The organism is Rhodococcus sp. H36-A4, from assembly GCF_027158005.1.
In the GTDB taxonomy this organism is placed as follows: domain Bacteria; phylum Actinomycetota; class Actinomycetes; order Mycobacteriales; family Mycobacteriaceae; genus Rhodococcoides.
Genome location: NZ_JAPVLQ010000005.1, coordinates 399,781 through 421,392 on the forward strand (window position 1 = coordinate 399,781; position 21,612 = coordinate 421,392).

General features: G+C 62.0%; 17 protein-coding genes. 7 read left to right on the forward strand and 10 right to left on the reverse strand.

Features of this window, described 5'->3' with window-relative positions; all coding sequences use genetic code 11:
• Positions 1-38 precede the first annotated feature (38 nt).
• Complete coding sequence (locus O1W68_RS16310) at positions 39-626, forward strand: suppressor of fused domain protein (RefSeq protein WP_269305226.1); 588 nt, start codon at positions 39-41, stop codon at positions 624-626.
• Positions 627-657: 31 nt separating this feature from the next.
• On the opposite strand, the gene O1W68_RS16315 is transcribed toward O1W68_RS16310, so the two are convergent.
• On the reverse strand, positions 658-1,755 hold the full coding sequence (locus O1W68_RS16315) for a magnesium and cobalt transport protein CorA (protein WP_269305228.1): 1,098 nt from the start codon (positions 1,753-1,755) through the stop codon (positions 658-660).
• A 77-nt stretch (positions 1,756-1,832) separates the two neighbouring features.
• Here O1W68_RS16315 and O1W68_RS16320 point away from each other — a divergent pair, with 77 nt between their 5' ends.
• The 4 genes from O1W68_RS16320 (at position 1,833) to O1W68_RS16335 (ending at position 4,940) form a co-directional block, all read left to right on the forward strand.
• On the forward strand, positions 1,833-2,687 hold the full coding sequence (locus tag O1W68_RS16320; RefSeq protein ID WP_269305230.1) for a PHP domain-containing protein: 855 nt from the start codon (positions 1,833-1,835) through the stop codon (positions 2,685-2,687).
• Positions 2,684-3,298 carry a MarC family protein gene (locus O1W68_RS16325; RefSeq protein WP_269305231.1) on the forward strand — a complete coding sequence of 205 codons (615 nt, stop codon included), beginning with the start codon at positions 2,684-2,686 and terminating at the stop codon, positions 3,296-3,298. The genes O1W68_RS16320 and O1W68_RS16325 overlap by 4 nt, the downstream gene beginning before the upstream one ends.
• A gap of 4 nt (positions 3,299-3,302) precedes the next feature.
• The gene (locus O1W68_RS16330) at positions 3,303-3,563 is read left to right on the forward strand and encodes a hypothetical protein (protein WP_269305232.1); all 261 of its coding nucleotides are present in this window, start codon (positions 3,303-3,305) and stop codon (positions 3,561-3,563) included.
• A gap of 180 nt (positions 3,564-3,743) precedes the next feature.
• On the forward strand, positions 3,744-4,940 hold the full coding sequence (locus tag O1W68_RS16335) for an NAD(P)-dependent malic enzyme (RefSeq protein ID WP_269305234.1): 1,197 nt from the start codon (positions 3,744-3,746) through the stop codon (positions 4,938-4,940).
• A gap of 85 nt (positions 4,941-5,025) precedes the next feature.
• On the opposite strand, the gene O1W68_RS16340 is transcribed toward O1W68_RS16335, so the two are convergent.
• The 4 genes from O1W68_RS16340 to O1W68_RS16355 form a co-directional block, all read right to left on the reverse strand.
• Positions 5,026-5,718 (reverse strand): ABC transporter permease, encoded by a 693-nt coding sequence (locus tag O1W68_RS16340; protein WP_269305236.1) that lies wholly within the window; start codon positions 5,716-5,718, stop codon positions 5,026-5,028.
• Positions 5,715-6,413, reverse strand: a complete 699-nt coding sequence (locus tag O1W68_RS16345; protein WP_269305238.1) for an ABC transporter permease — start codon at positions 6,411-6,413, stop codon at positions 5,715-5,717. The genes O1W68_RS16340 and O1W68_RS16345 overlap by 4 nt, the downstream gene beginning before the upstream one ends.
• Positions 6,410-7,606 carry an ABC transporter ATP-binding protein gene (locus O1W68_RS16350; protein WP_269305241.1) on the reverse strand — a complete coding sequence of 399 codons (1,197 nt, stop codon included), beginning with the start codon at positions 7,604-7,606 and terminating at the stop codon, positions 6,410-6,412. Before O1W68_RS16350 ends, O1W68_RS16345 begins: the two co-directional genes overlap by 4 nt.
• A 69-nt stretch (positions 7,607-7,675) precedes the next feature.
• Positions 7,676-8,623: an ABC transporter substrate-binding protein gene (locus O1W68_RS16355; protein WP_269305243.1), complete on the reverse strand. Its 948-nt coding sequence runs from the start codon at positions 8,621-8,623 to the stop codon at positions 7,676-7,678.
• Positions 8,624-8,811: 188 nt separating this feature from the next.
• Here O1W68_RS16355 and O1W68_RS16360 point away from each other — a divergent pair, with 188 nt between their 5' ends.
• Entirely contained in the window at positions 8,812-9,687 is an 876-nt protein-coding gene (locus tag O1W68_RS16360) for a glycine betaine ABC transporter substrate-binding protein (RefSeq protein WP_269305245.1), read from the forward strand.
• On the opposite strand, the gene O1W68_RS16365 is transcribed toward O1W68_RS16360, so the two are convergent.
• The 3 genes from O1W68_RS16365 to O1W68_RS16375 are packed head-to-tail and all read right to left on the reverse strand — an operon-like array spanning position 9,643 to position 12,991.
• On the reverse strand, positions 9,643-10,581 hold the full coding sequence (locus tag O1W68_RS16365) for an alpha/beta hydrolase (RefSeq protein ID WP_269305247.1): 939 nt from the start codon (positions 10,579-10,581) through the stop codon (positions 9,643-9,645). The genes O1W68_RS16360 and O1W68_RS16365 overlap by 45 nt on opposite strands.
• Before the next feature lie 2 nt (positions 10,582-10,583).
• Entirely contained in the window at positions 10,584-11,429 is an 846-nt protein-coding gene (locus tag O1W68_RS16370) for an SDR family NAD(P)-dependent oxidoreductase (RefSeq protein WP_269305249.1), read from the reverse strand.
• Positions 11,426-12,991 carry a flavin-containing monooxygenase gene (locus O1W68_RS16375; protein WP_269305251.1) on the reverse strand — a complete coding sequence of 522 codons (1,566 nt, stop codon included), beginning with the start codon at positions 12,989-12,991 and terminating at the stop codon, positions 11,426-11,428. The genes O1W68_RS16370 and O1W68_RS16375 overlap by 4 nt, the downstream gene beginning before the upstream one ends.
• Positions 12,992-13,060: 69 nt before the next feature.
• Between O1W68_RS16375 and O1W68_RS16380 the strand changes: the two genes are divergently transcribed.
• Entirely contained in the window at positions 13,061-13,717 is a 657-nt protein-coding gene (locus tag O1W68_RS16380; RefSeq protein ID WP_269305253.1) for a TetR/AcrR family transcriptional regulator, read from the forward strand.
• A gap of 179 nt (positions 13,718-13,896) precedes the next feature.
• Here O1W68_RS16380 and O1W68_RS16385 read toward each other — a convergent pair whose 3' ends face one another.
• Both O1W68_RS16385 and O1W68_RS16390 read right to left on the reverse strand, forming a co-directional pair.
• Positions 13,897-17,688, reverse strand: a complete 3,792-nt coding sequence (locus O1W68_RS16385) for a multifunctional oxoglutarate decarboxylase/oxoglutarate dehydrogenase thiamine pyrophosphate-binding subunit/dihydrolipoyllysine-residue succinyltransferase subunit (RefSeq protein ID WP_269305254.1) — start codon at positions 17,686-17,688, stop codon at positions 13,897-13,899.
• Between the two features lie 111 nt (positions 17,689-17,799).
• Positions 17,800-21,606 carry an ABC transporter ATP-binding protein gene (locus O1W68_RS16390; protein ID WP_269305256.1) on the reverse strand — a complete coding sequence of 1,269 codons (3,807 nt, stop codon included), beginning with the start codon at positions 21,604-21,606 and terminating at the stop codon, positions 17,800-17,802.
• Between the last annotated feature and the right edge of the window lie 6 nt (positions 21,607-21,612).

Genomic DNA, 21,612 nt, shown 5'->3' on the forward strand with positions numbered 1-21,612 from the left:
AACGCGTCGTTCGGACCGCGGTGGTGTTGGATGGCACTGTGAGCGACAGCGTCATTTCCTCGGTCCGCGCACACCTCGTCGCGCAGATCGGGGACAAGAATCCCCGCCCCTATTCGGTCACCTTCCTCGGTCTCGAATCGTTGGAAGTACTGACATTCCTGCCCCGGCAGGATGCGTTCGCCAGATTCGCAACTCTGGGCTGTTCTCGATACCCCATGTCCGATCCCAGCGAAATGATCGCCGACGCGACCCGTGGTCCCCGAGCCGAACTCATTCTCATCACGAGGGTCTTCGACGGTATCGACACCTCTTTCCTGCAGAACATCGCCAAGTTGGCGGCGTCGCCGTCGGTGGAAGGTGTAGTTCTGCGCCCTGACCTTCTGCTCGATATCGGCGAATCGTTGTGGAAGGGCGCGCCCTTCACTGCGGTGTTGCTCGGAGACAGTGAGATCGACGATCTGGTGCTGCCGGAGCCTGCAGATCCGGTGAAGTTCCTGCAGCTGGTTCCGATCACCAGTACCGAGGCGGCATGGGTACGACTGCGCGGCGCCGAAGCGCTTCGGGACGCATGGAAAGAAGCAGGTATCGACGTTCGCGACCCTGCCCGGTCGGCTGTGACCCTCTAGCCACACCGAGTTCGACGCGGCTTGCCGGCGGTCAGAGCCAGTTGTTGCGCCGGAACGTCGCGAACAAGCTGATACATACGACCGCAACTACTCCGATGACGCCGTAGTAACCGTATTTCCAATGCAGTTCAGGGATGTTGTCGAAGTTCATGCCGTAGATGCCGGCCACCATTGTCGGAACCGCGGCGATGGCCACCCACGCCGAGATCTTGCGCATATCCATGTTCTGCTGCATCGTCACCCGCGCCAGTGCAGCATCGACCAGCGAACTCAGTACCTCGTCGAACTCGGCCACCCGCTCCGCAACCAGCGTGTGATGGTCCGCGACATCGCGCAGATACCGGCGTATCGCCTTCGGAACAGGAGTGTCCACACCCTGCACCAACTGGCTCAACGGCGTCGACAGTGGCGTAACCGAGCGTCGCAGCTCGACGACCTCGCGCTTGAGTAGATAGATGTTCTCGATCGGAACGTGATCATCGGGGGAGAACACTTCCTCCTCCATGACGTCGACGTCACGTTCGATCGAAGACGTCACCGCCAGATACTCGTCGACGACGTGATCGGCGACGGCATGCAGAACTGCGGTCGGCCCCAGCGCGAGGTGCTCCGGATTCTGCTCCAGTCGATGACGCACGCCGGAGAGCCCTGAATGTTCGCCGTGCCGGACGGTCACCACGAAGTCCCTACCGAGGAAGACCATGATCTCCCCGCTCTCGACCAACTCGTTGGCCGTCGTCGCCGATTCGTGCTCGACGTAGCTCACCGTTCGGAGAACGAGAAACGAAACGTCGTCGTACCGCTCGAGTTTGGGGCGCTGGTGGGCGTGAACGGCGTCCTCGGCCATCAACTCGTGCAGTCCGTAACACGCGGCGACACTGTTCATCTGGCCTTCGTCCGGGGCATGCAGGCCGACCCAGACGAATCCGTCGCCGCGTCTGCGGACCTCCGCGATGGCAGCGGAATGGGTGAATTTGCCCGCCAACCGGATGCCGTCGACGTAGACGGCGCAGTCGACGACGGCGCGCGCGGTCGGCACCGGGACTTTCGGCGCGCGAGCCGCAGACCGGGTAGAGGGCCGCAGCGAATGGAGGGACGGCAGCGAGGGCCGTGGTGGTAGAGATGGCATGGCTGCACTCCTTCGTCGAGGGCGGATTGTTCTGGGCGGCGAACGACGCGCAATCGTACGCCTGAGAGACTTTCCCCGTGCGCATCGATCTTCACACTCATTCTTCCGCGTCCGACGGCACCGATACGCCGGCGGAGTTGGTTCGCGCGGCGCACGCGGCAGGTCTCGACGTCGTTGCGCTGACCGATCACGACACTACGGCGGGTTGGGACGAGGCCCTGGAGGCGGCGCCTGCCGGTCTGACCGTGGTGCGCGGAATGGAGATGTCCTGCACCGGGCGAGGCGAGGACGGTGATCCGGTTCCGGTGCACCTACTGGCCTACCTGTTCGATCCCGAGAACGAAGCCTTCGCACTCGAACGTGCGCGATTGCGCGAAGAACGCAGCACGAGGATCAGGCGCATGGCCGAGCTACTGGCCGTCGACTATCCCAGCATCGATCCGGACGACATTCTGGCCCGGACCGGCCCGTCGGCCGGACGGCCCCACCTGGCACGTGCACTCGTCGAGGCCGGCGCAGCTCCGAGTGTGCAGGCAGCATTCGACGGTCCCCTGAGCACACGGAGTCAGTACTACGTCCCCAAGGTCGACACTCCGCTCGATCGGGCCGTGAAGATGATCGCGGCAGCGGGAGGAGTCAGCGTGCTCGCGCACGCACGCGCCAGGACTCGGGGAAGACTGCTCGATCTCGCACAGATCCGTGAGCTCGTTTCTCTCGATCCCGGAGGACTGGGGGGCCTCGAGGTCGACCACGCCGATCACAACGCCGAGGATGCTCGGATACTCCGTGAACTCGCCGGCGAGCTCGACCTGATCGTCACAGGATCGTCCGATTATCACGGTCGAAACAAGGAACTGAAGCTCGGTCAGCACCTGACATCCGTGGACAACTACGAGCGGTTGGTGTCGCAGGCATCAGGACTGCCTGCATGAGCTTCGACACCACCCTCTACCTGACGGTTCTGATCACTCTGTTCGTCATCATGGACCCACCCGGTGCCATTCCCGTCTTTCTTTCTTTGGTTGGACGCAAAAGCAAAGAAGAGCGAAATCGTGCCGCCTGGCAAGCTCCCGCGGTCTCGCTGACGGTCATCACCGTCTTCGCCATCGGCGGCCAGGCCATTCTTGGCTACCTTCACATCGGAATACCGGCGCTTCAGGGCGCAGGCGGTCTGCTGCTTCTGCTCATCGCACTGTCACTGCTTACCGGCAAAAGTGCAGGTAGTGGCACCGAGGCCGAGGAAGTCAACGTCGCGTTGGTCCCGTTGGGCACCCCGTTGATGGCAGGGCCGGGTGCGATCGCAGCCGTCATCGTCTATGTCAGTCAAGCCGACGGGCGGGTCGGTTCACTCGCAGCCGTCGCGCTTGCGATCGTCACCATTCACATACTGTTCTTCGCAGTACTCAGATTCTCGACGGTATTGATACGAATCCTGGGTGTCGGCGGCATCACCCTGCTTGCTCGCATCGCGGGCCTACTGCTGGCTGCAATTGCCGTCCAGCTCATTGCGGACTCCGTCCGCGGCTTCATCACAGGAGGTTGACGGTGTGCTTAGAGCGTTGAGTGGGGCCGTCGCAGCAGGGCTCGTGGTCATGGCCATCCTTGTAGTGGGCGCCCAATATCTCGGAAATCAACGTGAATTTCCCGGGCCGGGCACAGTCTCGGTAGTTGCCCACATCGCGGCCGCAGTCGCCGCCATCGTCGTGCAGCACTTCGCCGATCATCGTCGTCGAGGCTCTTCGGCTCTCGCGTCGACCGCCGTCTTCGTCATCGCAGGTGTGCTGCTCTGGACTCAGTGGTGGGGTTGACCGGCATGTTGCCAACCCGCGGGTTACAGTGGCACACTGAATTCTGCAGTTTCGGCGCCACCGCGCCATACCGACTGTGCAGATCGGTTCTCCCGCAGATGCAGCCGCACAATGGCGCGCACGGTGACACCTCCCTCGAATTTCTGGACGGTATCGAAACCGGAGTCCATAGGAGCTAACGTGACCACCGTGACCGAACCGATCAGCAATACAGCAAACCTGTCCGCTATCACCGACGAGGAGATATTCCTCGGACACGTCGGTGGAAAGCTGTCCGTCGAACTGGCCTCTCCACTCGAGACCCAGCGTGACCTTTCCATCGCGTACACGCCCGGGGTAGCTCAGGTGAGTCGCGCTATCGCGGAAGATCCCGCGCTTGCCAAGCAGTACACATGGACCGACCGCCTCGTCGCTGTCATCTCCGACGGTTCGGCTGTTCTCGGACTCGGTGACATCGGCCCCCGCGCATCGCTTCCGGTCATGGAGGGCAAAGCGGCTCTCTTCAAAAAATTTGCCGGCCTGAACTCCATCCCGATTGTCATCGACACCCAGGACGCCGACGAGATCGTCGACACCATCGTTCGTCTGCGCCATAGCTTCGGTGCAGTCAATCTCGAAGACATCTCGGCACCGCGCTGCTTCGAAATCGAGAGGCGCGTCATCGAAGCTCTCGACTGCCCAGTAATGCACGACGACCAACACGGCACCGCAATAGTCGTTCTCGCTGCCCTGAACGGCGCAGCGAAGGTCCAGGGGCGCAGCACTGCAGGGTTGAAGGTCGTCATCTCCGGTGCCGGGGCAGCAGGCGTCGCGTGCGCCAACATTCTTTTGGCGGCAGGCACTCCGGATGTCGTCGTGCTCGATTCCAAGGGAATCGTGTCAGCCGATCGCAGTGACTTGAACTCGGTGAAAGCAGACCTGGCCTCGCGCACCAATCCTCGCCGGCTGTCGGGAAGCGCTGCAGATGCGCTCGCCGGAGCCGACGTGTTCCTCGGAGTCTCCGCCGGACAGATCGACGAGTCCTACATCGCGTCGATGGCACCGAAGTCGATCGTGTTCGCGCTGTCGAACCCGGACCCCGAGATTCACCCTGAACGAGCGAGCCTCTACGCCGCGATCGTTGCGACAGGCCGCAGTGACTTCCCGAATCAGATCAATAATGTGCTCGCCTTCCCCGGCGTGTTCAAAGGCGCACTCGACGCCGGAGCACGCCGCATCACCGAAGGCATGAAACTCGCCGCTGCCGAGGCAATCCTCTCGGTTCTCGGCGACGAGCTGGCTGCGGACAAAATCGTGCCGAGCCCGCTCGACCCTCGCGTAGCCCCAGCCGTTGCGGACGCAGTCGCGGCAGCAGCGCGAGCCGAGGGCGTCGCGTAGGACCGAATAGAAGAAGCACCCCGGACCTTGCCTCAACCAGGCATGGTGCGGGGTGCTTTCTCGTTCGTGCCCTTATTTCATTCAGCTAGACCTCGGCCAGACGCGACGGCATACGTTTGAGCCGACCTGTACCCGGAACCGAAGCCCAGACGGCAAGGGCCAGCAGACCGTCCACGATCAGGGTCAGCAATGCGACCAGGATTGCGCCGACAAGCACGCGCCCGTAGTCGTAGAGTGCGAGGCCGTCGAAAATGTAGCGACCGAGCCCGCCGAGGTTGACGTACGCCGCGACGGTCGCGGTGGCGATGATCTGGAGCGTGGTGTTTCTGAGGCCACCGATCATCAGCGGCAGCGCGTTGGGGATTTCGACGCGGAAGAGCACTTGCAGTTCGGTCATGCCCATGGCTCTGGCGGCGTCCACCACATCGGCGTCGACGTTCGCAATTCCGGAGTACGTCCCGGCAAGGAGAGGTGGAATACCGAGGAGAACCAGCGCGATGATCGGAGGCACCAGTCCGAGCCCGATGACCAGAACCAGGAACACCAGAATGCCGAGTGTCGGAAGCGATCGGAGCGCATTGACGAGTCCGACGACGAGGGCTTCACCTCTCCGTAGGTGCCCGATCAGGAGGCCGATGGGTATAGCGATGGCCGCCGAGATCACGACCGCGAGAAGGCTGTACCAGATGTGCTCGAAAATTCGTGCGCCGATTCCGGTGGGCCCGGCCCAGTTTCCGGCGTCGAAGATGTAGGAAAAGGCCTGCGAGAACAGGTTCATGCCGACCCCTCCTTCGAGACTGTGACCTGCTGTGAAACTGTGGCCTTCTTCTTGGAGACCGAGCTGAGGCGAGTCCACGGTGTGAGCCGACGACCGAGTAGATACAGCACCGCATCGAACACGAGCGCCAGGAAGACGATCGAGATGATGCCGGCCACAATCTGGTCCGGGTAGTCACGCTGATATCCCTGGGTGAACAGTTGACCGAGGCCACCGATGCCGATCACCGAGCCGACCGACACGAGCGAGATATTCGTGACCGCCACAACCCTGACGTTCGCGATCAGCACCGGGAGCGACAGTGGCAATTCGACGGACACCGCGCGCCGAATCGACGAGTACCCCATGGCCTCGGCAGAATCGACGACCGCGAACGGTACCGAGTCCAATGCTTCGGGAACGGCCCGAATCAGAAGGGCTGTCGAGTACACCGCCAACGCGATGACGACGTTGAGCGGATCGAGAATGGGAAGACCCACGATCGCTGGAATTGTGACGAACAGTGCCAGTGAGGGGATGGTGAAGGCAATGCTGGCCAGCGTCAGTGTCGTTCGCCGCACCCATCGTGTGTTCCGAATGAGTGTGCCGACGGGTATCGCAACGACCAATCCGATCAGCAACGGAACAAGCGACAGGTAGAGGTGTGTCTTCGCGAGGCCGAGAACGACATCGAAGTTGTCGACCAGCCACTTCACTTCTTGTCGTCCTCGCTGTGTTGGATGGAACTGCTGTGTTGCCCCGACGTGCTGTTTTCTTCGGAACCGAAGTGGTGCCGGGTTCGTTCCTCGTCCTCGGACTTACGTTGCACAGCAAGGTTTTCGAGGATCTCTGCAGCGTCGACGCCGCCGACGGCCGCTCCGGTCTCGTCCACCGCGACCCCGATTCCCGACGGCGACGAGATGGCCGAATCGAGCGCTTGGCGCAGATCCCCGCCTTGGGTGAACAGTGACCCGCCCGCTGCGGTGCTCTCCTCCAGCGCCCTGCCGTCGCGAACCTTCTCGACCCCGGTGGTGTCGATCCAGCCGAGCGGACGGCGTGCCGAGTCCACAATGAGAACCCATTGCCCCTGGTCGAGGCGCAGAGACTTCACTTCGCTCTCGGTCGCAGTGTCGATCGAGTGCATGGTTACCGACTGCGCCGACCTGAACGACAGTCCGCGATAGCCACGATCGCGACCGACGAACGAAGCCACGAAGGACGTGGCCGGTGCAGAGAGAATGGTCTCCGGTTTGTCGTACTGCTGCAGTCTCCCTTGGGGTCCGAAGACGGCAATGTGGTCGCCGAGTCGGACGGCTTCGTCGATGTCGTGAGTGACGAACACGATGGTCTTCTTCAAGTCCGCTTGTAGGCGGAGCATTTCGGTTTGCAGGTCCTCGCGGACCACAGGATCGACGGCGCTGAAAGGCTCGTCCATCAACAGGATCGGCGGATCCGCGGCCAGTGCGCGGGCGACGCCGACTCTTTGCTGCTGGCCACCGGACAACTGCGCCGGGTAGCGGGAGGCGAAAGCTGGGTCGAGGCCCACTCGTTCGAGAACACCCAACGCGGCCTTGCGTGCGGCGCGCCTCGTGGCGCCACGCAACACCGGCACGGTCGCGACGTTGTCCACGACCGTGCGGTGTGGCAGCAGGCCGGCGCTCTGAATGACGTAACCGATGCCGCGCCGCAGTTTCACGGCGTCGGCGTCGGCGATGTTCTTTCCGTCGACCGTGATCACTCCCGAAGTCGGAGTGATCATGCGATTGATCATCCGCATCGAGGTGGTCTTACCGCATCCCGACGGCCCGACGAAGACGGTGAACGACTGGGGTTCGATCACCAGATCAAGCGAGTCGACAGCGGTGGTGCCGTCCGGGTATGTCTTGTTCACACTGTCGAAAGTGATCACTACTGGGGCGCCTCTCGTCGGTGCACCGGCAAACCGTCGGTGAAGTGCATTGCGTAGATAGACGCGCAATCAGCTGATCGGCTTGTCCAGTCCCTTTTGTGCTACCCAGGCCTTCGCCGCTGCTGCCGGTTCGACTTTGGCGTCACCGGAAACAGAGGTGTTCAGGGCGATCAGTTCTTCGGTGGTGATCTGCGCAGACACTGCGTCGAGGACCTTGGTGAGCTTGTCCGACTGCTTCGCGGTGTTGAGCACCGGGATGATGTTCTGTGCAGCGAAGTTGTTCTCCGGGTCCTCGAGTACTACGAGGTCGTTCTGTGCGATTGCGGGCGAAGTGGTGAAGATGTCGGCAGCAGTGACCTTGCCGGAGACCAGAGCTTCGACGGTCGCCGGGCCGCCCCCGTCGGAGATCGGGACGTAATTTCCTGCCGCGATGTCGAGGCCGTACTTCGACTTCAGCCCCGGTAGCCCACCGACACGTTCCTGGAACTCGGGCGTGCCTGCGAAGGTGACATCCGCGGAGAAGGGCGCCAGGTCGCCGATCGTGGTCAGCTTGCGTTCGGTAGCCGTGGAACGGCTGACGACTACGGCATCCTTGTCCTCACCGGGTGCCTGAGCCGTCACGGCCAAGTCCGAACCGAGTGCGTCCGGCAGGGCTGCCAGAACATCCTCGGACGAAGTCGCCGTTGCCGACTCGTCCAAGTACTGCAGAAGGTTGCCGGTGTAATCGGGGACCAGATCGATCGACCCGTCCTTCACTGCCGGAATATAGGCTTCGCGGCTCCCAATGTTGAATTTGGTACCCACCTCGAAACCATTGGCGCGCAGCACTTCTGCGTAAATATTCGCCACGGTCTCGGACTCCGGGAAGTTGGCCGAGCCCACCACGATGGAGTTGGTGTCCCCGTTGCTCTGCCCGCCGCCACTGGACAGGGGATCGTCGTTGTTGCCGCATGCTGTCAGCGCGAGTGCCGAAATCGACAATGCAGCGAGGACGCGTGTGGTTCGGGTGATGTTCATTTCGGTCCTTCCATCGGTACCGGCGCGTCGAGTGACCGGTTGTCTCGGCAGCTCGGGATGGTGATCCGAGCAAGTCTAGACATAGGGTTGCCCCGAAGAGCATCTCGTTGGCCTCAGTTCCCGTTGTGGTGGAACGATAAACCTTGCCACCGACAGCGTCTGTGAACGGAGCTTGTGGAAAAGTGTGTGTGACGGGCCTACGGGTCGTAGTTCTGGTCCTCCTCTCGTGCGTCGCGATGTCGTGCGGTGCAGCCGAGCAGCCATCCTCGACCATCGTGGTGGGTTCCTCGGACACCGTGCAGAGTGAGCTGTTGGCGCAGATTTATGCAGGGGCGCTGCGCTCGTCCGGGGCAGATGTGCGCGCCCAGTTGGACGCGGGCAACAGCGGTGACTCCCTGGCGGCACTCGACCGGGGCGACGTCGACGTCGTTCCAGAGCTGATCGGCGAACTCCTCGACACGTTCGATTCGACGTCGGAGGCTACCGAAGCAGACGATGTGTTCGCCGATCTCAACAAGTCGCTTCCTCAGGGTTTGTCCGTCTCGGACTATGCCACCGCGGAAGACGGTGTGGCACTGGTTATCGCAGACGCCAGCCCTTTTCCGGGAGCCGAGACGATCACTGACATCGCGTCGAGGTGTTCGCAGGCCACGGTATCGGTCACCGCCGTAAACGTCGAAGCGTTGAACAGAGTGCGGGATCTCTACGGGTGCAGTTTTGCCTCGGTCCGGATCGAGGCCGACGAAGAGGCAGTCGTAGAGGCAGTCGAGGCAGGCGCGGTGAAAGGGTCGGAGTCCGTAGCCGTCGGCGTGATTCGTACCGCGTCGTCAGGGCCGAAGGCCAAGGATCTGACCGCGCTCGACGACGACGAAGGAGCGTTCCGGCCCCAGAACGTCGTGCCACTCTTTCGAGACGGTGTGTTGAACGAGAACGAAATCAAAGCTTTCGGCGTGGTCGCCGGTGAATTGACGACCGCGGACCTCGCCGACATGATCGGCGAGGTCCGCGGGGGTGCGAGATCAGACGAGGTCGCTGCTCGCTGGCTCGGCGAACACAACCTCTGAAGTACGCACTGTCGCGCCGAGAAATGCGCCCATATGGTGCACGGCATCAGCTGCTTCGCGAAGTATCGACGCCTGCAGGTGCGCGACGTGCCACAGCTTTTCGTATTCGACATAGTCGACTTCGACGCCGGACAACAGGAGCTTGTCGTGAAAGGCGACGATCTGTGGATACAGCACCTCGGATGTTCCGACATGCATGACGACCGGCGGTAGCCCCGACAAATCCCCGTGCAGGGGAGCAAATCTCTGATCGAGTGGATCACCTTCGTGCAGGTACGCATCGGCGGAGGCGAACGACCAAGCAGTATTGACAACCAAATCTCGATCGAACTGAGCGTCGCGAGCTCCAGGGTCGACCCATGGAGAAATCAATCCGAGTGCGGCAGGCAGAATTCCGTCGTCCACGAGTCGACGAGCCGTAGCAACTGCCAGGCCACCGCCGGCCGAGTCGCCCGCAATCGCAACCCGATCAGCGCTGAACCCGTGCGAAGTCACCAACTCGCGGAAGGCGGCAACGGCGTCGTCCAATCCAGCGGGCAACGGATTTTCTGGTGCCAGTGAATAGTCGAGAACGTATACCGCGCTTGCAGACTCACGAGCAAGGTGCGCCGCCAGCGAGCGGTGAGTGGCGATCGAACCGATGGTGTATGCGCCGCCGTGCAGGTAGAGCACTGCCGTCGTACGTTCCGTAGCGCCGACTGTGATTCGTTCCGCCTGGCGTCCGGCGAGGGTGAGCTTTTCGCTGACGGTCCCGTGCGGCAAGGTCTGCAGTGGAGATGCCGCTTCGAGAATTTTGCGTTGAACCGCGAACGGCAAGCGCGCATTCAACGCCAACCGATAGAACGGCTTCAACGATGCGGCGACGAGGGGGAGTGGCAGATAGAAAGACCTCATGCCTATATCTTTCGCGGCATGACGCGAGCGGACACCGTAGCGATGACCCTCTGATACTTCGAACCGGTGAAGCGCTGCAACAGATCGAGTGCGATGGCATCAGCGCCGATCAGTACTCGACCTTTCCCCTTCTCCACCCCCGCGAGGATGGTCTTGGCTGCCTTGTCGGGGGTGGTCTTTGCCAGCTTCGCGTCGAAGAACTTCGCAACGGACGCTTGGTCGTAGTTCTCCGCGACGGTGGCGTTGCGCGCGATAGCGGTCTTGATGCCACCCGGATGCACCACGGTCATCTTCACCGGCGCCTTCGAGATCAGCAGTTCTATCCGAAGTGCCTCGCTGAACCCGCGGACAGCGAATTTCGCGGCGTTGTATGCAGCTTGTGACGGCATTGCCAACAGCCCGAAGAGGCTCGAGATATTCACGATGTGTCCGTCGCCGGAGGCTTGGAGATGGGGAAGAAATGCCTTGGTGCCGTTGACAACTCCCCAGAAATCGACATCGACGATGCGCTCGATGTCCTTGAACGAGGAGCTCTCGACGTCGCCGTGGTAGGCGATGCCCGCATTGTTGTAGATCTGATTGATCTTCCCGAACCGAGCGGCAACCGCATCTGCGTAGTCGAGCACGGTCTCTCGCTGCGTGACGTCGAGGAAGTCGGACTTCACCTCGGCGCCGAGTGCCTCTGCCTGACGCACAGTCTCTTCGAGGCCGTTGACGTCGACGTCCGAGAGTGCGAGCTTCGCGCCGCGCTGGGCAAGATTGAGGGCGAGGGCACGGCCGATCCCCGAACCGGCGCCGGTGACGACTGCAACCTTGCCGGTAAATCCGTTTGCTGACTTCGAACTCACTGTGTCACTACCTTGGTGTCGGTGCCGGCAAGGGTGCTGCCGAGAGGGCTGGGAAGGTCGGACGCTGCAGTACTGCGGTACGCAGCGAGGTCGAACTTTCTGGTGATCTTCCGGAATCGGAACGTGAAGTCCGGCCACAGTGTGGTGTTGTTGCCATGCTTGTCCAAGTACCAGCTGGCGCATCCCCCGTTCATCCACACACTGTCGGCCATTCGGTCCTGAAGATCGGCGTTGTAGTCGTCTTGGACGTCCTTGCGAACTTCGATGACGCCGATGTCGTGCTTGTCGATGGTGTCTATGGCATCGATGACGTAGTTGAGCTGCGATTCGATCATGAAGACCATCGATGTGTGTCCCAAACCGGTATTCGGGCCTACGAGAAAGAACATGTTGGGGAAGTTCGAGATGGCCGCACCCTTGTAACCTTGCTGACCTTCCTTTTCGAAGGTCTGCGCGAGTGACTCGCCGTTCTTGCCGTAGATACCCTGGTACGCAGGCGAATCCGTGACATGGAAACCGGTGGCCACGATCAGCGCATCGATCGGGCGTTCGGTTCCGTCCGTACTGACGATCGAGTGGGCGCGAACCTCGCGGATGCCATCGGTGACTAGGTCGACGTTCGTGCGGTCCAAGGCGGGGTAGTACGCATTGGAGATGAGCATGCGCTTGCATCCGATACGGAAGTTCGGCGTGACCTTCTTACGCAACGACTTGTCTTCGATACCTTGGACGATCTGTCGCCGCGCTACCAACTCCAAAATTTTCATCAGCTTCGGCTGCTTGGCGAGGCCGAGGACCTGAGTCTCGCGAGCTGCGTAGATTCCGGTCCGCGAGAGGCGCTGGAAGCCGGGAATGTGCTTGAACGCGAAGCGCTCGAACTTTGTGTAGGCGCGGTCGGCGCGAGGAAGAATCCAGGGCGCGGTTCGCTGATAGACGTCGAGGTGCGAGACCGTCTCCGCGATGGCAGGGACGATCTGGATGGCGGAGGCGCCGGTTCCGATGACCGCGACGCGCTTGCCGTCGAGCTTCGCTTCGTGATTCCACTGCGCCGAATGGAAAATTTCGCCCTCGAAGCCTTCGATTCCCTTGATAGGTGGAAGGTTCGGCTCGCATAGCGCGCCGACGGCGGGAACGACGATCTTTGCCGAGTATTCACCGGTGCTGGCGCTGATGTCCCACCGTGAAGTGTCTGCATTCCAGCGGACCGAGGTGACGTCCGAACCGAACACGTGTCGGTCCATGACGCCGTACTTGCGAGCGACCGACTCGATGTACTTCTGGATCTCGGGTTGCGTGGAGAACGAGCGAGTCCACTCCGGGTTCAGAGCGAACGAGTACGAGTACAGGTGCGAGGGAACATCGCACGCAGCACCTGGGTAGGTGTTGTCGCGCCACGTCCCCCCGACGTCGCTTCCACGCTCGAGGACGAGGAAGTTCCTCTTGCCTTCCTGTGTCAGCTTGATCGCAGCACCGAGGCCTGCGAATCCGCTACCGATGATGACAGTGTCGACCTGACGCGGTGTGCTCACGCGTTGCGAAGTGTCCGTTACCGAGAGACTCATGTAAGCGAGCGTAGAAGCTTGTTGAGTGTGAGTCAACAGTTATTGACTGTTGATCAGTAGACTGATGTGATGGCCAGTGTGAAGCACGGAGCGCAGGCTGCGAAACCGGCAGCAGGAAAACGGACCCGCTTGAGTCCGGAAGACCGTCGAGCGCAATTGATCGCACTCGGAACCGACATGCTCTCCGAACGTCCCCTGGAGCAGATTTCGGTCGAAGACATTGCCGACCAAGCAGGCGTCTCCCGCGGTCTGCTTTTCCACTACTTCGCCTCGAAACGGGACTTTCACCTCGCCATCGTCCGCGAGACCAGCAACACGATGCTCGAACGCACGGCGCCGGACACCAGCCTCGAACCATTGGAGCTGCTCCGCGAATCAGTGGCCAACTACGTCGACTACGTCACCGAGAATCGAGACACCTACATTTCGCTCCTCCGAGGAACAGTAGGGGGAGACGCCGATATGCGAGAGGTGTTCGAGCAAACCCGGACCACCATGGCCGACCGCACCGTCACGCAGCTCTACAAACTCGATATCGAGCCCACCCCGACTATCCGCCTTGCCGTACGCGGCTGGATCGCCTTCGTCGAAGAAGCGACCATCTCCTGGCTCCGTGACCCCGAAGTGAGCCGCGAAGAAGTCATCGATCTCAACGTCGCTGCCCTGCCTGCGGTCGCACTCACACCCGACATGAGCACCGCGCTGTTTGGAGCAGACCTCGGCTAGCTCTGGGGCGTTCTACACCCGTTTGGCCGACCCTTGTCCGCTTGAATGGCGCTCTGAAGCTATTTGATCGTATGAGTGGACCATTGAAGCGATGGGGCTGGCGCGTGTAGTCCCGCAAAGCCGAATGGCGCACCCAGTCACTCGAAAGTGACCGAATGCGCCATCGGGCGTGAAGTGAACTACTCGCCGACGCCCGAGAAGGCCTCGTCGATGATTTCGAGCTGCTCGACGGCGTGCACCTTGCTCGAACCCGAAGAAGGTGCCGACATCGCACGGCGCGAAACCCGCTTGATGCCGCTGAGAACGTCCGGCATCAATTCTGGGAACGCCAGACCGAAGAACGGCCATGCACCCTGGTTCGCAGGCTCCTCTTGGACCCAGCGGAACTCGGTTGCGTTGGGGTAACTGTTGACCGCTTCGGTGATCCGGTGGACCGGGACCGGGTAGAGCTGTTCGATCCGGACAATCGCCACATCTTCGCGGTTGTCCTTCTGCTTGCGTGCGAGAAGCTCGTAGTAGAGCTTTCCGCTCACCATCAGAACGCGCTTGACCTTGCTGCGATCTCCGGTGCCGGAGTCGTAGGTCGGCTCGTCGAACACGGAGTGGAACTTGCCGTCGGTGAAGTCCTCGATGTTGGACACCGCGGCCTTGTTCCTCAGCATCGACTTCGGTGTGAAGACGATCAGCGGGCGACGGATTCCGTCCCGTGCGTGGCGACGCAAGAGATGGAAGTAGTTCGCCGGGGTGGACGGAACCGACACTGTCATCGAACCCTCGGCGCAGAGCGTGAGGAATCGTTCGATTCGGCCCGACGTGTGGTCCGGACCCTGTCCTTCGTGACCGTGCGGCAACAGCAGCACGACGTCGGCGAGCTGTCCCCACTTCGCTTCACCAGAGGAGATGAACTCGTCGATGATGGACTGCGCGCCGTTGACGAAGTCGCCGAACTGCGCTTCCCACATGACGAGTGCATCGGGGTCACCGACGGAGTACCCGTACTCGAAGCCGACGGCTGCGAATTCGCTCAGTGCGGAGTCGTAGACCATGAACTTGCCGGGATTCTCGCTGCCGATGTTGTGCAGCGGGGTGTACTCGGCGCCGGTCTTGCGGTCGATGATGACCGAATGCCGCTGGGAGAACGTTCCGCGACGGGTGTCCTGGCCGGAGAAACGAACGTTGCGTCCCTCGTCCACGAGGCTGCCGAGAGCCAGAAGCTCACCGAATGCCCAGTCGACCTTGCCTTCGTACGACATTTCGCGACGCTTTTCGAGTACCGGCTTGACGCGCGGGTGCACGCTGAAACCGTCCGGAACCTCGAGATGCGCGTCACCGATGCGGTGCAGAACCGACTTGTCGACCGCCGTCGTGAGCTTGGCAGGCAACTGCTGGTCGAGTTCGACCGACTCGCTTGGCTCCGGGGTGTACTTCTCGAGTTCGCGAACCTCGTTGAAGACGCGTTCGAGCTGGCCCTGGTAGTCGCGAAGCGCGTCCTCGGCCTCCTTGAGGGAGATATCGCCACGGCCGATCAGCGATTCGGTGTAGCTCTTGCGAACGCTGCGCTTGGTGTCGATGAGGTCGTACATCGCGGGCTGCGTCATCGAAGGGTCGTCGCCTTCGTTGTGTCCACGCCTGCGGTAGCAGATCATGTCGATGACGACGTCCTTGTGGAACTTCTGCCGGAAGTCGACGGCGAGATGCGCAACGCGTACGCAGGCCTCGGGGTCGTCACCGTTGACGTGGAAGATCGGTGCGCCGATCATCTTCGCGACGTCGGTGCAGTACTCGGACGAGCGGGAGTGCTCGGGTGCGGTGGTGAAGCCGACCTGGTTGTTGACCACGATGTGCACGGTTCCGCCGGTGCGGTAGCCGCGCAGAAGCGCAAGGTTCAGCGTTTCTGCGACGACGCCCTGGCCGGCGAAGGCTGCGTCACCGTGGAGCATCAGCGGGAGAACGGAGAATCCGCCTTCGCCTGCACCCTTGTCGAGCAGGTCCTGCTTGGCGCGGACGAGCCCTTCGAGGACGGGGTCGACTGCTTCGAGATGAGATGGGTTCGCGGTGAGCGAGACCTTGATGTCGTTCTCGCCGAACATCTGAATGTACGTGCCCTCGGCGCCGAGGTGGTACTTCACATCGCCCGAACCATGTGCGGCTGCGGGGTTCATGTTGCCCTCGAACTCGGTGAAGATCTTCGAGTACGGCTTGCCGACGATATTGGCGAGGACGTTGAGGCGACCGCGGTGGGGCATGCCGATGACGACCTCGTCGAGTGCGTACTCCGCACTCTGGTCGATGACCGCGTCCATCATGGGGATGACGGATTCGGCGCCTTCGAGCGAGAAGCGCTTCTGGCCGACGTACTTCGTCTGCAGGAACGTCTCGAACGCCTCGGCTGCATTGAGCTTGCTCAATGTGTACTTCTGCTGTGCCACGGTCGGTTTGACGAGTGTCGTCTCGACGCGGTCCTCGAGCCAGGCGACCTGATCCGTCTCGAGGATGTGGGTGTATTCCACACCCACATGGCGGCAGTAGGAGTCACGTAGGACGCTGAGTACGTCGCGAAGACGCATCTTGTCCTTACCGTGGAATCCGCCGACCTTGAACTCGCGATCGAGGTCCCACAGCGTGAGGTCGTGGCTGATGACATCGAGATCCGGGTGCATCCGGAACTTGTCCTTGGTGAACTGCAGCGGATCCGTGTCGGCCATCAGGTGACCGCGGTTGCGGTACGCGGCGATCAATTCGAGAACGCGAGTGTTCTTGTCGACCGTTCCCTCGGGCAGATCCTTGCGCCAACGAATCGGCTCGTACGGGATCTTGAGTGAGTGGAACAGTTCGTCGTAGAACTCGTCGCTGATCAGCAAGTTGTGGATCGTGCGAAGGAAGTCGCCAGATTCTGCACCCTGAATGATCCTGTGGTCGTACGTCGAGGTGAGGGTCATCAGCTTGCCGACGCCCAGCTCGGCGAGACGCTCGTCGCTCGCGCCCTGGAACTCCGCGGGATATTCCATCGCGCCGGCACCGATTATCGTTCCCTGGCCGTTCATCAGGCGTGGAACCGAGTGCACGGTTCCGATGCCACCGGGGTTGGTCAGCGAGATCGTGACGCCTTGGAAGTCCTCGCCCGTCAGCTTGCCGTCACGCGCACGACGGACTACGTCCTCGTATGCGTTGTAGAACTGGGCGAAGGTGTGATCCTGTGTGCCCTTGATAGCGGCGACGACGAGGGTGCGGTTGCCGTCCTTGCCGGGTAGGTCGATGGCGAGACCGAGATTGGTAGCACTGGGTGAGACCGCGTTCGGCTTGCCGTCGATCTCGGCGAAGTGGGTGTTCATGGTGGGGAACGACTTGATCGCCTGGACGATCGCAAATCCGAGGATGTGCGTGAACGAAATCTTGCCGCCGCGTGTACGCGCGAGATGGTTGTTGATCACCAACCGGTTGTCGACCATGAGCTTCGCCGGGATCGCACGAACGCTGGTCGCTGTCGGGATCTGCAGAGAAGCCGTCATGTTCCGCGCTACGGCTGCTGCAGCTCCGCGAAGAATTTTGTTGGTCGGTTCGCCGGCGTCGCTTGTGGATGAACTAGCGGGCTTTGCGGCTGCGGCGGTCAAGGTTCCACCTGCGGCTTTCGACGTCGCGGGCTTGGAGGTCGGCGCAGGCTTGACTGCGGCGGCCTTGGGCGATTCAGTTTTCACCGGTGCACTTCGGGGAGCTGGAGCGGTTCCGTTCGATCCGGAAGCGCCAGTCGCGGATGCGTTGCTTGTCGAAGTAGCGGCGCTGGTGGAGGCGGGCTTTGCTGTACTGCCATTCGGGACAGACGCAGTGTCACCTGCCGGAGCGTCCGGGTCGTAATCGGTGAGGAATTCGTGCCAGCTCGCATCCACAGACGCTGGGTCTTCCTTGAATCGCTGGTACATCTCGTCGACCAGCCATTGGTTTTGTCCGAATTGGGTAGTAGAGCTGCTGCTCACGGCAGTAGTTCGCCTCGTCTCTTCTCTTCGTTCCCGATCAACGCGCGTACATAGCCAGGCTAACCCGCTCCCGGTATGTGCGAGCGCCCGGGACGGAGCTGTGGTAAGTACTCACGAGTAACTATCGGCTTCATTGCTGATGACTCCTCGGTCTATCGGTTTATTCCCTCCGCGTGTTTCTGCCGCATTCCACAGCCGTGTGTAGAAGCCTCCGCGAGTACGTAATCGATCGTGTGTGCCCACCTCGACGATGCGTCCAGAGTCCACGACGACAATCATGTCTGCGCGCGCCGCAGTTGCCAGCCGGTGCGCCACGACGACAGAGGTCCGCTTGCGGAGCACGGCGTCGCTCGCCGTGAGAACTATGCGCTCGGTTGCCGGGTCGAGCGTGGCTGTCGCCTCGTCGAGGAGCAACAGGTCGGGGTCGACCAATTCGGCTCTGGCCAGCGCGATCAGCTGTCTTTGGCCGGCGGACAAGCCTTGCCCGCGCTCGCCGACCGGCTGATACATGCCACCGCGAAGTCCGGCGATGATGTCCAAAGCCCCGACCGCGCGGGCGGCGGATTCGATGTCGGCACGGCTCGCATCGGGGCGTCCGAAGGCAATGTTGCTCGCTACATCGCCGGTGAACAGATGCGCTTCCTGCGGTACGACTCCGAGTCGGCGACGGTATTCGGCGAGCCGATATCGACGCAGATCGGTGCCTCCGACACGAACCGAACCTGACGTCGGATCGTAGAAGCGGGCCAGCAATTTGATGACCGTCGACTTGCCGGCGCCGGTGTGGCCGACGAGTGCAACGGTGGTTCCCAGGGGGATTGTGAGATTGACCTCAGTGAGCGCATCGGTCACTGCGCCTGCGTAGCGAAAGCTCACATTGTCGAGATGAACATCGCTGCGCAGCCGGCCGTCCTGGATCGGTACGGTGTCGTTGTCCGAGCCGGCCTCGATGGAACTCGGCGTACGCAACAGATCGCCGATCCGGCTCACACCCACACTGGCCTGTTGGTAACCGTCGAAAACCTGGGACAGCTGCTGGATCGGTCCGAAGAGTAGACCGAGGTAGAGCACGAACGCGACGAATGTGCCTGCCGAAGTCGAACCGGTCGCGACCTGATGGGCCCCGACGAAGACGACGAAGGCCGATGCCACGTCGGAGAGCAGCGTGATGAAAGGGAAGAACACCGAGATCGCTCGCTGAGAGCGCATTCGGCTCCGACGGTATCGATCGGCACGTTCGGCGAACTGGGTAGCGGCGAACTCTTCGCGACGATATGCCTGTGCGGACCGAAGTCCGGCGACGTTTTCCTGGAAGTCTGCGTTGACGGTCGAGATTCGCTCGCGGGATTGGGAGTACGCGACGGCGGAGACCTTGCGGAAGATGATCGTCGCGAGTACTAGCGGTGGGACCACAGCGAGTGCGACGAGTCCGAGTGTGAGATCGGTGACCAGGAGCGCGGCAGCGATGCCGATGACGGTGAGCAGGGAGACGACGGCGGTGGATGCACCGGTCTGAATGAACGACGACAGCGCGTCCACGTCGGTCGTCATCCGAGTCATGATGCGGCCGGAGAGTTCGCGTTCGTAGTAGTCCAAGCCGAGTCTCTGGATGTGCGCGTAGCTCTTGACCCGTAAGCCGAAGAGGACTCGTTCTCCGGTCCGCGCGGTGATCATGGTGGTGGCGGAGATGACGAACCATCCCACTGCTGCGAGTACGACGCCGAGTGCGCTCGCGGCCCACAATGCACCGGGATTCCCTCTGCTGACTCCGTCGTCGACGGCAAAACGCACGATCGAGGGAAAAGCAATCGCCGACAGTGAGTCGAGCGCCAGCAAGACCACGACGGTCGCAAGGAGAAGTCGGACGGGTTTCAGTAGACGCGAGAGTCGAAATTGTGGGTCCGCGGCTCGTATCTCCGCATCGGAGGCGTGGGGATCCTCGGTGGCCGGCGGTAACGCATCGACTGCGGCTTGCAGTTGCGGCGTCGACGCGACATGGCCGAGTGCGCCCGATGTCGGTCCGCCCCTGCCCGTCGGTGGGGCGGAGGTGAGCGTGCGGTGGGAAACGGAACCGACCGGCTTTTCGAGTTCGGGCCACAGCGTCGCCTCGGTCGGCTCGGCGCTTCGTTCGCGGGTGCCGCCGGGGATGTCTTCGTGTCCTTCCCCGTCTGCGAGCAGCAGGCGGAACAGGGGGCAGCGCTCATCCAGCTCGGCGACCGTCCCGGAGTCGATGATGCGGCCGTCGTCGAGTACTGCCACGCGATCTGCCAGGGTCAGCGTCGAGCGTCGGTGCGCGAGTATCAGGGTTGTTCTCTCACGCCCAGCGCGAAGTGCATCGAATATCGCTGCCTCGGTGGTCGCATCGACTGCCGAGGTCGCATCGTCCAGGACGAGAATTCGCGGATCGGTCAAGAGCGCTCTGGCCAATGCGATCCGTTGTCGCTGTCCACCGGACAGGGTGAGCCCGCGTTCGCCGACGACCGAGTCGTAACCGTCCGGCAAGGCGTCGATGAACGAGGCGGCTTCGGCCAGAGTTGCCGCGCGGGTGATGTCCTCGGCGGTGGCGTCGGGCCGGCCGAGGGCGATGTTCGCGGCAATGGTGTCCGAGAACAGAAACGGTTCGTCGAAAACGAGACCGACGGCGCCTCGGAGTTGTTCGGCGCTGATGTCGGCAACGTCGAATCTCCTCCCGTGCGACGTCAGCGCAACCGAGCCGATTCGAGGGCTGTAGAAGCGGGGGAGCAGAAGCGACAGTGCGGTCTTTCCGGAGCCTGCGTGCCCGACTATCGCGACACTTTCCCCTGGCGCGACGGTGAGATCGAAGGATCGAAGCACGTCGCGTTCTTCCTCGAAGCCGAAGGTCACGGCGGAGAGGTCCACTCCCAGTGGCCCGTCGGGGAGGTGGGTGGGATGCTCGGGCTCGGGGACCGAAGGCTCGGTATCGATGACCTCGTAGACACGCTCGACGGCTGCTCGGGAGAGTTGCGCCATGATGATGACAGAGGACAGCGTGCGGGTCACCGCCGACAGCGTTGCCACGTACGTCGCGAAGGCGAGGAAGGTGCCGATGGTGATGTGGTCGGTCATGGCGAGGTAGCCGCCGAGTGCGATGACACCGACGAGTCCCAGTTGTGGGATTGCCGCCATCGACGGAGTGAATCGCGAGTTGATTCTCGCCGAGCGCATTCGTTCGGCGAACAGTGTCCGACTCAGGTTCTCGAGCCGGTCGACCGCTCGGGCTTCCTGCCCGAAACCTTTGACGACGCGCACTCCGGTGACGGTTTCCTCGACGTGCTGGGCGATGTCGGCCGCGCGTTGTTGAGCCGACCATGTTGCCGCATACAGGGTGGGCCGAATGCGATAGACGACGATCGACACTGCCGGAACGATCAACAGTGCTACGCCGGTCAACAGAGGCGACAGATACGCCATCACGACGAGGGCGAGGACGAACTGCAGCAGTGCCCCGGCCGACAACGGCACCATCGCCAGCAACCCCTGAACGAGTTGCAGATCGGTAATGGTCCGCGAGACGACCTGCCCGGTTCTGATGTCGTCCTGGCGTCGACCGTCCAGGCGTTGCAGCGACGCGAGTAGACCGAGTCTCAGATCGTGTTGGACGTCGATCGACAATCGGCCGGCCAGGAATCGTCGGCCGAACTGGCAGCCGAACCGAACGACGCCGAGTGCGCCGATGGCGACGGCGATGGCACCGATGGTGCCGCCCTCGCCTGCACTGGCGTCGTCGATCGCGACGCGTGTGAGCAACGGGAACGAGATATCGATGACTGCGGCGATCATGGTGACCGCCAACGCTCCCGCGGCAGTGCGGCGGTGAATCCAGCATTGAGCACCGAGACGGCGGATCCAGCCAGGGGATCTTCTCACCGATCGTTGGGCGCTACCGATAGTCGACATCACGGT